Genomic DNA, 14,122 nt, shown 5'->3' with positions numbered 1-14,122 from the left:
CCGGTTAGGCAAATTGCGAGCGGTGCGTATCGCGATCAGATCGCGTTGCCGCTCGCCATCACGCTCGCGCCGACGTTGTTGAGGATGATGTTCGCGATCGCCATCAGCACGAGCACGATCATGGGCGCGAAATCGATCCCGCCGGTGTTGGGCAAGCGCCGCCGGATCGGGCGGTAGAGCGGATCGGTCAGCCGATCGAGCCCGTCGTGGAGCGAGCGGACGAACGGGCTCGACGTGTTGATGACGTTGAAGACGATCAGCAGCGACAGCACGAACTGGATGATGATCACCCACCACACGACGTTGAGCAGGACCTGGAGGATCTGAATGATGGTCAGCGTCAACACGGGGGCTTCATCTCCGAACGGGTGCGATCGGTTCTAGCCGATGCGGACGTGGAACGGAACGCCCTACGCGAGACGCGGGACGGTGGTTCCGGGGGCGATGGCGGGAGTGGGGTCGGGAATGCCGTGTTTTGATGCATCGCCGACATTCGCGGGATGGCATGGCTGAGGTCCGCTTACGCCAAAAGCGGACCCGTGCCGGGCCGATCAGGCGGGGAAATGAATTCCGCATAGTTTGTTGCCGTCGGGGTCACGAAAATAAGCCAATTCGATCGTGCCCATCGAAGCGGTTTCGCGCGGTCCGGGCGGAGCTTCGATCGAGGTTCCGCCAGCGGCAACGGCGGTATCGTGAAGCAGCTTCACCTGCTCGGGCGAGTCGCAGGAAAAGGCGACGGTGCTGCCGTTGGCGACGCTTGCTGGTTCGTCGTTGATCGGCTGGCTGACGATGAAGTTGGTGTCGCTGCCGTTATTGTAGATCAAACGCGTATGGCCGCTGTCGGCGATGTTTCGCGTCCCTTCCCCTGCACCCAAGGTGCCGAGCACCGTGTCGTAGAAACGCTTGGAGCGTTCGATGTCGTTCGATCCGACCATGGTGTGAAAAAGCACGCATTCTCTCCCAAAGGCTGATCGCATTCGATCGCCGCTAGCGGTCTCACCTAACCCGCCCACCACTCACGGTCACCCCCGGCCATCGGAATGTTGGACATTGGGCGAGGGCGGTGATGGTGCGGGTGCCGTCCTCTGGAGGTACCAAACGTGTCCTTCATGCCCGCGCCCCGGCATTGCGGAAGGTCACAAAGGTCACACCCCTACGCATGTGCGTGCGCGCGCGTCTGTGTGTTGCGGTGTCAAGGAGCAATGCAGGGACTGGCAGGGTGGCCGCGTGTAGGACAGCCCCGGCGTCGGCGTGGCCGCGCGTCAGTTCCCAGCCGCTTCGCCGCGGCGGATCAGCGTGCCCGCGCCGCGACGCGTGAAGATTTCGAGCAGCATCGCGTGGCGGATGCGGCCGTCGAGCACGACCGCGGCGTCGACCCCGGCTTCGACCGCGGCGACGCAGGTTTCGAGCTTGGGGATCATGCCGCCGCTGATCGTGCCGTCGTCGCGCAGCGCCTTGACCTCAGCGGGGTCGAGATCGGTCAGCAGTTCGCCCTGCTTGTCGAGCACGCCCGCGACGTCGGTCAGCAGGAAGAAGCGCGATGCGCCGAGCGCGGCGGCGATCGCGCCCGCCATCGTGTCGGCGTTGATGTTGTAGGTGTGGCCGTCCGCGCCGATGCCGATCGGCGCGATCACCGGGATAATCCCGTCGGCCGACAGCGTGTCGATGATGCGGCGATCGACCGCGACCGGCTCGCCGACGAACCCCAGGTCGACGTGACGCTCGATCCCCTGGAGCGGATCGGCCTCGCGGCTGGTGCCAACCTTTTCCGCCTGGACGAGCCCGGCGTCCTTGCCCGAGATGCCGACCGCGCGCCCGCCCGCGCGGCCGATCCAGCTGACGATCTCCTTGTTGATCGAGCCGGCGAGGACCATTTCGGCGATCCGCGCGGTTTCCGCGTCGGTCACGCGCAACCCGTCGACGAAGCGCGATTCGACCCCCAGCCGCTTCAGCATCGAGCCGATCTGCGGCCCGCCGCCATGGACCACGACCGGGTTGATTCCGACCGCCTTCAACAGCACGACGTCCTCGGCGAAATCGCGTTGCGCCTGATGGTCGCCCATCGCGTGGCCGCCGTATTTCACGACAAAGGTCTTGCCCGCGTAGCGTTGCAGGTACGGCAGCGCCTCGACCAGAGTCTCGGCCTTGAGCGCGGGCGACAGGGTGTGATCGGTCATGGCTGCGCGCGATAGCGGCCGCGGCGCGATTGCGAAAGCGCGCTACGCATTCACCTGCGCTACCCCTGCGCGCTTCGCCCGCTGCCGCGCGGCGAGGTCCGCCTTCCATCCGCGCGCACGCCACCACATGATGACCCCCGTCACGCCGAGCAGCGCGGGGATCACGCCGCCCGCGAAGATGATCGCCTGCCACAGCCAGCCCATGTCGGTGCCGTCGTGGATGCGCCGCATCCAGCGCGCGACGCCCACCCCGCCGCGGCTGCGCTCCAGCGCGGCGACGCCGCTGTCGTCGGCGACGGTGACGACGCGCATCGGCTGCGTGTCGTAGGAGACGGTCCAGTCGGCCTTGAGGTCGGTCGGCCACACGATCGTGCGCAATCGCGCCTCGCTCGCCAGCGGCTTGGCGAGCGCGACGACGCGCGCGAGCGGCAGCGCGGGGCGGTCGAGCGGACGCGCGCGCATCGCCGCGGCGCGAACGCCGGCGGGGCCACCCGGTCCGCGCGCGCCCTCGCCCACCAATGCGCCAAAGAACGCGGGGAAGCTGATCCACGCCCCGGTAAGCGACAGGACGAACAGCGGCAGCGCGACCCAGAAACCGGTCAGGTAATGCAGATTGGTGTCGGTGTTGCGGTGCCGCCGCCAGCGCAGGCCCCGCGCCCAGCGCCCGACCGACGGCCACCACAGCCACAGCCCGGTGAAGCTCGACAGCATCATCGCGACGCCGATCCAGCCGACGATGCTGCGCCCCACCCCCGGCACCATCAGGCTGCCGTGGATCACGTGCATCGTCCGCACCAGTCCGGTGCGACTGTCGGCGACGTCGAGCACGCGCGCGCTCGGCGGATCGAGGTAGATCATCGTGCGCGGCGGCGGCCCACCGCGCGGCTTCGCGCCCGGTGTGGTTGCGGATGGGGATGCGGGCGCGACCGTCACGGTGACGGGGCCGTCGCCATCCTCGGGCAGCACCAGATTGGCGATACGGTCACCGCCCGCGATCCGGGTGCGTGCGGCGGCGACGTAGCGGTCGAGCGGCAGCAGCGTCTGGCCGCTGATCGCATAGCGCGACGGATTGACCGCGCGGTCGAGCGCGTCGTGCCAGACGAGCGCGGCCCCCGTCAGCGAGATCGGGATGATCAGGACCGCGAGCAGCAGCCCGATCCATTTGTGGACCTGGAACCACGCCTTGCGCCATTTGAGCTTGTTCATGCTTTCGTCCCCCGACCACCGCGCGGGCTCGCACGCAGGTTGATGCGCGTCAATCGCAGCGTCATGCGTCCGCCCAGCGCCGCAGCAGATTGTGGTACACCCCGGTCAACCGGATCGCGGTCGCGTCGCCGTGCCCCTTGTCGGCGGCGATCGCCTGCACGCTCTGGTCGAGCTCGAACAGGATGCGCCGCGCGGCATCGTCGCGCACCATCGACTGGATCCAGAAGAAGGATGCGATGCGCGTGCCCCGCGTCACCGGCTCGACGCGGTGGAGGCTGGAGGCGGGATAGAGCACCATGTGCCCGGCGGGCAACTTGACGCGCTGTTCGCCGAACTGATCCTCGATCACCAGTTCGCCACCGTCGTAGCTGTCGGGGTCGGCGAGGAACAGCGTCGCCGACAGATCGGCGCGCAACCGGAAATCGCTGCCGCGGCGCAGCCGGATCGCATTGTCGACGTGCATCCCGAACGCCTGCCCGCCGGCGTAGCGGTTGAACAGCGGCGGAAAGACCTTGAGCGGCAGCGCGGCGGCGACGAACAGCGGCGAGCGACCGAGCGCGTCGAGGACGTGCCCCCCGCCCTCGCGCGCGGCGGCATCGTCCTCGGGCAATTGCTCGTTGCGCTTGGCGAGTGCCGACTGCGGCCCGCTGGTCGCATTGCCGTCGGCCCAGGCGCCCGCATCGATCACCCCGCGCAGTCGCGCGACGCCGGCGGGGTCGAGCACGTCGGGGATCGCGATCAGCATGACGGTAGTCCCTGCATCAGAAACTGTAGAACAGGCTCAGCACCGCCTGGCGACGATCGCCGGGCGCCGCCCAGCCGCCGGTCACGACACCGCTGGTCGCGTTGACGTTGTTGCGCACGCTGGTGAAATAACGCTCGTCGGTCAGGTTCTGCACGTTCAATTGCAGCGTCACGCCCTCGCGGACGGTGTAGGCGAGATAGGCGCGGTGGATCAGGTAATCGTCGACCTTGTACTGCGGCGTCACCTGCCCGTCGGCGGCGACGACCGGCGCGTTGGCGTAGAACGATCCCTGATAGGTCAGCCCGTAGCCGAGCTCCAACCCGAACGGCAGGCGATAGGTGGTGAACAGGCTGCCCGAATGTTCGGGGGTCTGGATCAGCCGGCTGCCCGCCTGCGGATCGGGGATCGCCACTGAGTTGGTGCACCCGTTGCCGCCGACGTTCGCCGCCGACCCGCGCGGATTGGCGCGGCAATAGTCCGACACCGACTGGCGTACCCGCCCGTCGAGATAGGTGTAATTGGCGAAGATCGTCCAGTTGCGCGTGACGTTGCCGCTGGCGCCGAGCGCGATTCCGTCGACGCGGCTGCGGCCGTCGAGCACCTGGAGCGAGGCAGGCAGCGCGGGGTCGTTCGACGGCACGCGGAAATTCGATCGCTCGTTGCGGAACACGGCGGCGGTCAGCTCCAGGCGGCGGTTGAACAGCCCCGCCTTGACGCCGACCTCGTAATTGCGCGCGGTCTCGGGCGCGACCGCGCACGGGTCCGCCGCGGTGGCAGTCGCGAGCGTGCCGCATCCCAGCCGCACCGTCGCCGACGAAGGCGTGCGCGCGTTGCCGTAGCCGGCGTAGACGCTCACGTCGCGCACCGGGTGGAACACGCCGCCGATGCGGTAGGAGAACAGTCGCTCGCGGCTGACCTGCGGCAATTGCGCGAGCGCGGTGACCTGCGTCGACCCCGGCGGCACGAACGCGAGCGGGTGTGCGCGGAAGGTGGCGCGGTTGCTTTCCCACCGGACGCCGCCGTTCACCTCGAAGTAGCGCCCCAGCTCCAGCGTGTCGAAAGCATAGACCGCGAGATTGCGCGAGGTGGCGGAGGAGATCGCCGTGACGGTTCGGTTGACCTGGCCGGTATAGGTCGTGTCCGGCGCGACGATGCTGAGCGGGGGCAAGGTGACCGCGGCCCCCGCCGCCGTGCGCGTCAGGGAAGCCTGCACGAGGTCGTAATCCTCGATCGTGCCCGCGACGCCGATGTTGGCGACGTTGCGCACGCCGCCCTTCTCGCCATGCTCCAGCCGCAGGTCGGTTTGGTTGAACAGCAGCTGGTTTTCCTGCTCGCGCAGCAGTCCGCGCGGACCTGATGGCAGCCAGAAGCCGGGCTGCAATCCGGTCGGGCACGCGGCGCCCACGGTACCGTTGATCGCCGCCGTCACCGGCTGACGGTTCGTGCCCGCGAGGCAGAAGGTGCCCTGCGGCGCGCTCGTCACGCTGTTCTGCCCGACACGCTGCCACCGTGTCAGGTTGCGGACCGCGATCTGGTCATTGACCGCGTGGCGGAAGGTCGCGGTCAGCCGGTCGACCGTCACGTCCTGCCGGTCGAGATTGACGATGCCGTAATAATCGGAGCGGCTGGTGCCGGGCAACGGGCCGTCGTTCACCGGCGTGACGAAATAGGGGATGCCGTAGAGCGGCGTGTTGCGGTCTTCCTGATGGACATAGGCGAGCGTCAGGCTGGTCGGCGCGCCGACGCCGATCGTCACCGCGGGCGCGACGCCCCAGCGCTTCATCCGCTCGACATCGCGCCCGGGCACGTCGTTGCGATGATAGACGCCGTTAAGCCGCACCGCGACCAGATCGCCGACGCGCTGGTTGGCGTCGACCGCGGCGCGGTAATAATCGTCGGTCCCGATCGCGGCCTGCGCGATCGTCAGATCCTCGGGACGCGGTTCCTTGCTGACGAGGTTGATCGTCCCGCCGACGCTGCCCGAGCCGTTGAAAACCGAATTGGCGCCGTTGTAGACCTCGATCTGCTGGAGGTTGAACGGATCGGTGCGGCTGTATTGCGCGCTGTCGCGGACGCCGTCGATCGTGATGTCGTTGTTGGCGGAAAAACCGCGCAGGTTGATCGTGTCGCCGTAGCCGCCGCCGCCCTCGCCTGCGCCGAAGGTGATGCCGGGGATCGTCTGCAACGCGTCGCGCAGCGTCAGCAGGTTCTGCTTCCTGAGCGTCTGGTCGGAGATGACGGTGATCGTCTGCGGCGTATCGATCAGCGCCGAGGTCGCCTTCGGACTCTCGACCGCGGGTGGCCTCGCCTGCGCGGCGGCGGTGACGATGACGTCGTCGCGGTCGATCTGCGCGCGACCGTCCTGCGCGCGCGCCTCGACGCCGGATACGGGCACCGGCACCGGCGCTTCGGCCATGGCGGGCGCGCTGGCGATGAAGCCGACGCACGACAGCGCGAGGAACGGCGACGCGCAGGATGACATGAAACAAACCCCTTTGTTGTCGGGGCTCAGCTATTGCGAGTCACTCGCACTGTCAACGCTAATGCGATCCAGTCGCATCTTTGTCGCGAGATTGTGCCAGGATCCACGTGCGCAGCGCGCTGGCAAGGTTGGGGGCGTCGCGCGCGGTGATCCTGACCGCGTCGACCTGCGCGACGAGCGCCGACAGGGGCAGCGCGCGCGCCACCGCGGCCTGCTCCAGCGCGCGCCAGAACAAGGGTTCGAGGCTGATCGAGGTCTGGTGCCCCGCGATCGTGATCGAGCGTTTGACCGGACCAACGAACCCGCCGGGCGGCGCGACGATCGTCATCGAAAAACGACCAAAGGCTTGCGGGATTTCGCTTCCCGGCGAAAGCCGCTGACTTGTCGGCGACACAAACCGCTGCCAGCGTGGCGAGACGGGAATGTGGAGAGGGATCGATGATGGTTGATCGAGCGATATCGGCATCGCTGAGCATCGTCGCCGCGATGTTCGTCATCGGCGCCGACGTACCATCGTCTTACCGACTGTCGCCGCAGCAGGCGGTGATGAACGCCGCCGAGTCTCCAAGCGGCGTGTCGGGGGTGTTCGAATTCGCAGTGCGCTCCGGCGGCGAGGATTATCACGGCTTCTACCTGAACTCGGAGCACGACTATCGCGACCCGCGCAATCTGACGGTCGCCTTGACGCCTGCCGTCAACCAAGCATTGCTGAGAAGATTTGGCAGCGCTCCGACCACGTACCTGTTAGGCCACACCATTGCGGTGCGCGGCACTGCGCGTAAGACCCGGATCGATTTCATCGCTGACGGTTGCCCAACCGGCAAATACTATTACCAGACACACCTACGACTGACCCGCCCTGACGACCTGACCGTTGATGGAGAGCGTCCACACGCCTGACCGCCTCACTCGGCGTCGAACAGCGCGGCGAGCTGTTCGATGATCGTGCCGCCCAATTGCTCGGCGTCCATGATCGTGACCGCGCGGCTGTAGTAGCGCGTCACGTCGTGGCCGATGCCGATCGCGACCAGCTCGACCGGCGAGCGCTTCTCGATCCAGTCGATCACCTGCCGCAGATGGCGTTCGAGGTAGCTGCCCGAGTTCACGCTGAGCGTCGAATCGTCGACCGGTGCGCCGTCGGAGATGACCATCAGGATACGGCGTTCCTCGGGCCGCGCCATCATCCGCGCGTGCGCCCACAGCAGCGCCTCGCCGTCGATATTCTCTTTGAGCAGCCCCTCGCGCATCATCAGTCCGAGCGAGGTGCGCGCGCGCCGCCACGGCTCGTCGGCCTTCTTGTAGACGATGTGGCGCACGTCGTTGAGCCGCCCGGGCTGCGGCGGGCGACCAGCGGACAGCCACGTCTCCCGCGACTGCCCGCCCTTCCACGCACGCGTGGTGAAGCCGAGGATTTCGGTCTTGACGCCGCAGCGTTCGAGCGTGCGCGCGAGGATGTCCGCACTGATCGCCGCGATCGAGATCGGACGCCCGCGCATCGACCCCGAATTATCGATCAGCAGCGTGACCACGGTGTCGCGGAAATCGGTCTCGCGCTCGATCTTGTAGCTGAGCGACTGCCCCGGCGCGGTCACCACGCGCGCGAGCCGCGCGGCGTCGAGCAGCCCTTCCTCCTGGTCGAAATCCCACGAGCGCGACTGCTGCGCCATCAACCGCCGCTGGAGCCGGTTGGCGAGTTTCGAGACGGTCGATTGCAGGTGAACGAGCTGCTGGTCGAGATAACCGCGCAGCCGCACGAGTTCGTCGGCGTCGCACAGGTCGGTCGCCGCCACGACCTCGTCGAACTGCGTCGACCAGACCTTGTAGTCGAACTGAGGCATATGGTCGGCGGGCGGGCGATTGGGGCGGACGGGTTGCATCCCCTCCTCGCCCTCGTCGCCGGGTTCGCCGTCGACGTCGTCCATGTCATCGCCGTCGGTTTCCTGCCCCTCGCCGTCCTGCTCGTCCGACTGGCGTTCCTCGCCGCGTGCCTCGGTCTGCGCCTCGCCCTCGCTGCCCTCGGCCTCGCCCTCGTCGGCCTCGTCGCTGTCCTCGCCCTCGCCGCCGGCCTCGTCCTCGCCGCCTTCCTCGTCGCTCTCCTCGGGTACCTGCTCGCCCTCGACGAGTTCGAGGTCCTCGAGCAGCTTGCGCGTCAGGCCCTGGAACGCGCGCTGATCGTCGAGCACGAGCGCGAGCTCGTCCAGATCGACGCGTTCTCCGACCCAGTCGCGCACCAGCGCGAGACCCGGCTCGCTCGCGACCGGCGACGGCAGCCCGGTCAGCGCCTCGCGCACCATCAGGCCAAGCGCGGTCGACAGCGGCACTTCGCTCTGCTGGCGCGCGCGCGTGATCGGGTCGGAGCGCAGCCGCACGTCGAGCGCGGTGGCGAGATTGTCGGTGATGCCCGCGTAGCCGCGGCTGCCTAGCGCCTCGACCCGCGCCGTCTCGACCGCGTCGTACACCGCGCGCGCCACCGCCTCATTCGGCGCGCCGCGCGCGTGAAGCGCGGTGTCGTGGTGTTTCAGCCGCAGCGCGAACGCGTCGGCGAACCCGCGCGCTTCCGCCACCTGATCCGCGGGTAGCGAGCGCGCGGGCATCGGCACGCGAATATGCTTGCCCGACGCCGAGGGCGCGTCGGCGGTGAAGGCGAGCTCCACCTCCGCCTCGTCCGACAACGCGCGTGCGGTGCCGCCGAGGACTGCCTTGAACCGGTCGAGGGGCGTGTCGGTCGCCATTTACGCCTTCGTGGCCACGCTCTCGGGCAGGTCTTTCCCGAACACGCGCTGGTAATATTCGGCCACCAACGGACGCTCGGCGTCGTCGCACTTGTTGAGGAACGACAGGCGGAAGGCGAAGCCCATGTCCTTGAAGATCAGCGTATTCTGCGCCCAGGTGATCACGGTGCGCGGGCTCATGACGGTCGAGATGTCGCCGTTGATGAAGCCCTTGCGCGTCAGGTCGGCGACGCGGACCATGTTCTCGACCGTCTTCTTGCCCTCGGGCTTGTCATACTCGCCCGATTTCGCGAGCACGATGTTCGCCTCGGTCTGCGCCGGCAGGTAGTTCAGGGTGACGACGATGTTCCAGCGGTCCATCTGACCCTGGTTGATCTGCTGCGTGCCGTGGTAGAGGCCGCTGGTATCGCCCAGCCCGACCGTATTGGCGGTCGCGAACAGGCGGAACCACGGGTTCGGGCGCAGCACGCGATTCTGGTCGAGCAGGGTCAGCTTGCCCTCGGTTTCGAGCACGCGCTGGATCACGAACATCACGTCGGGGCGGCCCGCGTCATATTCGTCGAAGACGAGCGCGGTCGGCGTCTGCAGCGCCCAGGGGAGCAGGCCTTCGCGAAACTCGGTCACCTGCTGCCCCTCGCGCAGCACGATCGCGTCGCGCCCGATCAGGTCGATGCGGCTGATGTGCGCGTCGAGGTTGATGCGGATGCACGGCCATTTGAGCCGCGCCGCGACCTGCTCGATATGGCTCGACTTGCCGGTGCCGTGATAGCCCTGCACCATCACGCGGCGGTTGTGCGCGAAGCCCGCCAAGATCGCGAGCGTCGTGTCGGGGTCGAACACATAGGCGGGGTCGAGATCGGGGACGCGCTCGTCGGCTTCGGAGAAGGCGGGCACCTCCATGTCGCTGTCGATCCCGAACAGCTCGCGCACGCCGACCATCTTGTCGGGCGCGTCCATGATCGTGCTGTCCCGGCTGTCGGGCTGGGTGTTGGAGAGATCGTTCATCGAGCTTGAGCCGCTTGTTATGAGTTGCCGCAATCAGTGCGAAGGGATCGCGTTCGCGTCAACCCGGCGTGGGCGTCGGCCCGGCCTGCGCCGGCAGATGGAACGGGTGGGATAACGCCCCGGGACGCGGCGGGTTGCCGCCGCCGCGCAAGCGCTCCGCGGTTGCATTCGCGTGCTGGTGGCGCATCCTGATCGCGTGCGCGACTCGCGTGCGGGGGACATCCACATGACGCGGACGATCTTCGTGAACCTGCCCGTCGCCGACGTGGCGCGCGCCGCAGCGTTTTACGCGGCGCTGGGGTTCGAGCGGAATGCTGAATTCTCGACCGCGCGAGGTGCCGCGATGCAATGGGCGGCAGGGATCACCGTCATGCTGCTCGACCACGAACTGTTCGCGACGCTCACGCCCAAGCGGATCATCGACCCATTCACCGAGACGGGCGCGCTCCTCGCGCTCGGTCTCGGCCACCGCGACGAGGTCGACGCGATCACGCAGGCCGCGCTCGCCGCGGGCGGGCGCGAGCTGCACGAGCCCGAGGACCTGGGCTTCATGTACAGCCGCGCGTTCGAGGATCGGGACGGGCACGGCTGGGGGCCGTTCGCGACCATGCCGGACAACGGAGCCGACGCGTAGCGCGGTCAGGCGAAGGCGGGCGCCTGGCGGAGTTGCTGATAGGCGGCGATCACCTTGGTCAGCCGATCCTCGTGGCTGCGATCGCCGCCGTTGCGGTCGGGGTGGTATTTGCGGACCAGCTCGGAATAGCGTTTGCGCAACGAGGGGCGATCCGCGTCGGGCGCGAGGCCGAGCACGTCGAGGCTGCGGCGGTCCTCCCCCGACAACGGCTTGCCGTCGGCGCGTTCGGGCGCGACCGTGCGGCGGAAACGCGCGCCGATCGCGTCGAGCGGGTCGGCGAAATCGGCCCAGCGCGGCGGGTGATCGCCCTGCCCCGCGCGCGCAAACGCACGCGTCTCGCGCTCCCACCCCGCGGTCGGGCTTTGCGCGCGGTGAATCTCGTCGGCGGTCATGCCCTCGAAATAATTGTATCCGGCGTTGAACGCGCGGACATGGTCGAGGCAGAACCAGCGGAAGCGCGGCGGCCCGTCGCCGCTGCCGGGACCTTCGAGCGGGGGCGCGCGGAACTCACCCGCCTCGGCGCAACCGGGATGATCGCAGCCGCGCTCGCTGTTTTCGATGCGGCCGTGGAACCGCGTGTTTGATCTGTCCTTCTTGACGGTCACGATGATCGAGCCTGGCGCCTTTCCCGCGAAAACCGCCTATATGGGGCGCATGACCGACCCTGCCACCGCCCCGAACGCGGACCCGAATACCGCCCCCGACGCCGGCCCCGTCGAGCGCGCGATGATCGAACGGCTGACCGACGCGCTGGCGCCGACGCAGCTGCGCGTTATCAACGAGAGCGCGCAGCACCGCGGCCACATGGGCGACGACGGATCGGGCGAGAGCCATTTCCGCGTCGTGATCGAGAGCGCGGCGTTCGCGGGCCAGTCGCGCGTCGCGCAGCAGCGGCTGGTCAATCGCGCGCTGGCCGATCTGCTCGCCGATCATATCCACGCACTCGCGATCGAGGCCCGCGCGCCGCGCAACGAAGAAGCCGGCAACGTGGAAGCGGACGCCGGGCGATGAAACCGCGGCTGTGGTACTGGCCCCATATCCAGGGCCGCGGCGAGTTCGTCCGGCTGGCGCTGGAGGCCGCGGGGATCGACTACGAGGATTGTGCGCGGACGAAGGGCACCGACGCGCTGATCGACGATCTGGACGCGCGCGCCGGGCGTGCGCCGTTCGCGCCGCCCTATCTCGAGATCGACGGGCTGGTCATCGCGCAGGTGGCGAACATCCTGCTCTACCTCGGTGATCGCCGCGATCTGGCGCCGTCGGCGATCGCCGACCGCTACTGGGTTCACCAGCTCCAGCTGACCATCGCGGACATGGTGGCGGAAGCGCACAACGTTCACCATCCGGTCGCGGTGATGGACTATTACGACGACCAGAAGGCGGAGGCCGCGCGCGCCGCGCAGCAGTTCCGCGACGAGCGGATGGTCAAATACCTCGACCATTTCGAGGAAGCGGCCGAGTGCAACGACGGGCCGTGGATGATCGACCATCGCTGGACCTACGCCGACACCTCGATCTTCCAGCTGATCGAGGGGCTGCGCTACATGTTCCCGCGGCAGATGGCGACGCTTGGCCCCCGCTATCCCGCGCTGGCGCGCGTCCACGATCTGGTCGCCAAGCTGCCGGGCGTTCACGCCTATCTGGGCAGCGCGCGTCGCATCGCGTTCAATGAAGAGGGTATCTTTCGCCATTATCCCGAACTCGATGGCGAGTAAGGGGGTGAGCGCTGCGATCACGCGCGTGCCGCGGCCGGCGGCGCGCATCCTGCTGGTCGATGCGCGCCGCCGCGTGCTGCTGTTCCGCTTCACCCCGCCCGACCGCGCGCCCTTGTGGTGCACGCCGGGCGGCGCGGTCGATCCGGGCGAGAGCTACGAGGCGGCGGCACGGCGCGAATTATGGGAGGAAACGGGGCTGGACCGCGACTGCGGCCCACAGGTCGCGCGGCGCGTTGTCGATTTCCTGACCTTCGACCGGGTCGAGGTGACCGCGGACGAACGCTGGTTCCGCGTCGACGTCGACGCGCACGACGTGTCGGGTGCCGCGCTGACCGAGCAGGAACGCGAACTGATGGCGGAGGCGCGCTGGTTCGCGCGCGACGAACTCGCGGATTGGCCCGAAGTGATCTATCCCGCTGATCTGTTGACGATGCTGGAGGAAACCGATGTCCACGCCCCCTAACGACGGCGACGCGCTGATCCTCCAGACGCTCGCGCCCGCGACGCACGATCTGGGCGGGTTCAAGGTCTATCGCACGCTGCCGCACAAGGATCGGACGATGGTCGGCCCGTTCCTGTTCTTCGACCAGATGGGCCCCGCGCACCTGCCGCCGGGCGACGGCGTCGACGTGCGCCCGCACCCGCATATCGGGCTGTCGACGGTCACCTACCTGTTCGAGGGCGCGTTCCAGCACCGCGATTCGCTCGGCAGCGACGTGCGGATCACGCCGGGCGCGGTCAATCTGATGACCGCGGGATCGGGCATCGTCCATTCCGAGCGATCGCCGCAGGACGTGCGCGCGGACGGCCCCGCACTCGCGGGCATCCAGACCTGGCTCGCGCTGCCCGACCATCTGGAAGAGCACGACCCCGCGTTCGAGCATGTCGCGGCCGAGGCATTGCCAGAGATCGGTTACGCCGGCGCACGCGCGCGCGTCATCATGGGGTCGCTTTGGGGCGAGCGTGCGCCGACGACGACCTGGGCCGACACGATCTACGCCGACATCACGCTCGACGCGGGCGGCAGCGTGCCGGTCGATCATTCGACCGACGAGCGCGCGGTGTATCTGGCACACGGGCAGGCGACGCTCGACGGCATGACGCTCGAGCCGCAGCGGCTCTACGTGCTCCGCCCCGGCACCGCGGCGACGCTCAGGTCGGACAGCGGCGGGCGGGTGATGCTGGCGGGCGGCGCGGCCTTCTCGACCCCGCGCCACGTATGGTGGAATTTCGTCTCCTCGTCGCGCGACCGTATCCGCGAGGCGCGCCGCGCGTGGAAGGCGGGCGAATTCGCCGCAGTGCCCGGCGACGACCAGGAATGGATCCCGATCCCCGAAGTACCGAAAACGGTCAGCTATCCGTGATCGGTCAGCGTGACGGGCTTGATCCGGATCAGGATCGGGCCCACAGTTTTTTACAGGGGAGG

At 68.2% G+C, this 14,122-nt stretch carries 16 protein-coding genes; 6 read left to right on the top strand and 10 right to left on the bottom strand.

The window, feature by feature from the left end; all coding sequences use genetic code 11:
- Window positions 1–35: 35 nt before the first annotated feature.
- From KZ810_RS14390 to KZ810_RS14360, 7 genes are all read right to left on the bottom strand, one after another.
- A complete protein-coding gene (locus KZ810_RS14390) occupies window positions 36–347 on the bottom strand; it encodes a YggT family protein (protein WP_219769817.1) in 312 nt (103 codons plus the stop codon).
- A gap of 204 nt (window positions 348–551) precedes the next feature.
- Entirely contained in the window at window positions 552–935 is a 384-nt protein-coding gene (locus tag KZ810_RS14385) for a VOC family protein (RefSeq protein ID WP_219769816.1), read from the bottom strand.
- Window positions 936–1,262: 327 nt separating this feature from the next.
- Window positions 1,263–2,177, bottom strand: coding sequence for an acetylglutamate kinase (argB, locus tag KZ810_RS14380; protein ID WP_219769815.1), 915 nt, complete (start codon window positions 2,175–2,177; stop codon window positions 1,263–1,265).
- Between the two features lie 42 nt (window positions 2,178–2,219).
- On the bottom strand, window positions 2,220–3,383 hold the full coding sequence (locus KZ810_RS14375; protein WP_219769814.1) for a PepSY-associated TM helix domain-containing protein: 1,164 nt from the start codon (window positions 3,381–3,383) through the stop codon (window positions 2,220–2,222).
- 61 nt (window positions 3,384–3,444) lie between these two features.
- Window positions 3,445–4,128: a Fe2+-dependent dioxygenase gene (locus KZ810_RS14370; protein WP_219769813.1), complete on the bottom strand. Its 684-nt coding sequence runs from the start codon at window positions 4,126–4,128 to the stop codon at window positions 3,445–3,447.
- A 16-nt stretch (window positions 4,129–4,144) separates the two neighbouring features.
- Window positions 4,145–6,610 carry a TonB-dependent receptor gene (locus tag KZ810_RS14365; RefSeq protein ID WP_219769812.1) on the bottom strand — a complete coding sequence of 822 codons (2,466 nt, stop codon included), beginning with the start codon at window positions 6,608–6,610 and terminating at the stop codon, window positions 4,145–4,147.
- Between the two features lie 58 nt (window positions 6,611–6,668).
- Window positions 6,669–6,938, bottom strand: a complete 270-nt coding sequence (locus tag KZ810_RS14360) for a ribbon-helix-helix domain-containing protein (RefSeq protein WP_219769811.1) — start codon at window positions 6,936–6,938, stop codon at window positions 6,669–6,671.
- Window positions 6,939–7,048: 110 nt separating this feature from the next.
- Between KZ810_RS14360 and KZ810_RS14355 the strand changes: the two genes are divergently transcribed.
- Window positions 7,049–7,510 carry a hypothetical protein gene (locus KZ810_RS14355; protein ID WP_258044956.1) on the top strand — a complete coding sequence of 154 codons (462 nt, stop codon included), beginning with the start codon at window positions 7,049–7,051 and terminating at the stop codon, window positions 7,508–7,510.
- Window positions 7,511–7,515: 5 nt separating this feature from the next.
- Here KZ810_RS14355 and cobT read toward each other — a convergent pair whose 3' ends face one another.
- Window positions 7,516–9,342, bottom strand: a complete 1,827-nt coding sequence (cobT, locus tag KZ810_RS14350) for a cobaltochelatase subunit CobT (RefSeq protein ID WP_219769810.1) — start codon at window positions 9,340–9,342, stop codon at window positions 7,516–7,518.
- Window positions 9,343–10,347 carry a cobaltochelatase subunit CobS gene (gene cobS, locus KZ810_RS14345; RefSeq protein ID WP_219769809.1) on the bottom strand — a complete coding sequence of 335 codons (1,005 nt, stop codon included), beginning with the start codon at window positions 10,345–10,347 and terminating at the stop codon, window positions 9,343–9,345.
- 178 nt (window positions 10,348–10,525) lie between these two features.
- Here cobS and KZ810_RS14340 point away from each other — a divergent pair, with 178 nt between their 5' ends.
- A complete protein-coding gene (locus tag KZ810_RS14340) occupies window positions 10,526–10,981 on the top strand; it encodes a VOC family protein (protein WP_308461561.1) in 456 nt (151 codons plus the stop codon).
- A gap of 5 nt (window positions 10,982–10,986) precedes the next feature.
- On the opposite strand, the gene KZ810_RS14335 is transcribed toward KZ810_RS14340, so the two are convergent.
- The gene (locus tag KZ810_RS14335) at window positions 10,987–11,586 is read right to left on the bottom strand and encodes a J domain-containing protein (protein ID WP_308461560.1); all 600 of its coding nucleotides are present in this window, start codon (window positions 11,584–11,586) and stop codon (window positions 10,987–10,989) included.
- A gap of 121 nt (window positions 11,587–11,707) precedes the next feature.
- On the opposite strand from KZ810_RS14335, the gene KZ810_RS14330 reads away from it, so the two are divergent.
- The 4 genes from KZ810_RS14330 to KZ810_RS14315 are packed head-to-tail and all read left to right on the top strand — an operon-like array spanning window position 11,708 to window position 14,060.
- Window positions 11,708–11,992 (top strand): BolA family protein, encoded by a 285-nt coding sequence (locus KZ810_RS14330; RefSeq protein ID WP_444547607.1) that lies wholly within the window; start codon window positions 11,708–11,710, stop codon window positions 11,990–11,992.
- Complete coding sequence (locus KZ810_RS14325) at window positions 11,989–12,696, top strand: glutathione S-transferase (RefSeq protein WP_219769808.1); 708 nt, start codon at window positions 11,989–11,991, stop codon at window positions 12,694–12,696. Before KZ810_RS14330 ends, KZ810_RS14325 begins: the two co-directional genes overlap by 4 nt.
- A gap of 4 nt (window positions 12,697–12,700) precedes the next feature.
- On the top strand, window positions 12,701–13,159 hold the full coding sequence (locus KZ810_RS14320) for an NUDIX hydrolase (protein WP_373369170.1): 459 nt from the start codon (window positions 12,701–12,703) through the stop codon (window positions 13,157–13,159).
- The gene (locus KZ810_RS14315; RefSeq protein WP_219769806.1) at window positions 13,143–14,060 is read left to right on the top strand and encodes a pirin family protein; all 918 of its coding nucleotides are present in this window, start codon (window positions 13,143–13,145) and stop codon (window positions 14,058–14,060) included. The genes KZ810_RS14320 and KZ810_RS14315 overlap by 17 nt, the downstream gene beginning before the upstream one ends.
- Window positions 14,061–14,122: the final 62 nt, after the last annotated feature.

The organism is Sphingomonas citricola, assembly GCF_019429535.1.
Lineage (GTDB): Bacteria > Pseudomonadota > Alphaproteobacteria > Sphingomonadales > Sphingomonadaceae > Sphingomonas > Sphingomonas citricola.
Note: the sequence above shows the minus strand (reverse complement) of the source record. Positions and strands in the feature narration are given on the sequence as shown.

Bases quoted from the DNA above. Each gene is read 5' to 3' on its own strand.
- KZ810_RS14385 (WP_219769816.1), bottom strand. From the start codon at position 935: ATGGTCGGATCGAACGACATCGAACGCTCCAAGCGTTTCTACGACACG.
- argB (WP_219769815.1), bottom strand. From the start codon at position 2,177: ATGACCGATCACACCCTGTCGCCCGCGCTCAAGGCCGAGACTCTGGTC.
- KZ810_RS14375 (WP_219769814.1), bottom strand. From the start codon at position 3,383: ATGAACAAGCTCAAATGGCGCAAGGCGTGGTTCCAGGTCCACAAATGG.
- KZ810_RS14370 (WP_219769813.1), bottom strand. From the start codon at position 4,128: ATGCTGATCGCGATCCCCGACGTGCTCGACCCCGCCGGCGTCGCGCGA.
- KZ810_RS14365 (WP_219769812.1), bottom strand. From the start codon at position 6,610: ATGTCATCCTGCGCGTCGCCGTTCCTCGCGCTGTCGTGCGTCGGCTTC.
- KZ810_RS14360 (WP_219769811.1), bottom strand. From the start codon at position 6,938: ATGACGATCGTCGCGCCGCCCGGCGGGTTCGTTGGTCCGGTCAAACGC.
- KZ810_RS14355 (WP_258044956.1), top strand. From the start codon at position 7,049: ATGATGGTTGATCGAGCGATATCGGCATCGCTGAGCATCGTCGCCGCG.
- cobT (WP_219769810.1), bottom strand. From the start codon at position 9,342: ATGGCGACCGACACGCCCCTCGACCGGTTCAAGGCAGTCCTCGGCGGC.
- cobS (WP_219769809.1), bottom strand. From the start codon at position 10,347: ATGAACGATCTCTCCAACACCCAGCCCGACAGCCGGGACAGCACGATC.
- KZ810_RS14330 (WP_444547607.1), top strand. From the start codon at position 11,708: ATGATCGAACGGCTGACCGACGCGCTGGCGCCGACGCAGCTGCGCGTT.
- KZ810_RS14325 (WP_219769808.1), top strand. From the start codon at position 11,989: ATGAAACCGCGGCTGTGGTACTGGCCCCATATCCAGGGCCGCGGCGAG.
- KZ810_RS14315 (WP_219769806.1), top strand. From the start codon at position 13,143: ATGTCCACGCCCCCTAACGACGGCGACGCGCTGATCCTCCAGACGCTC.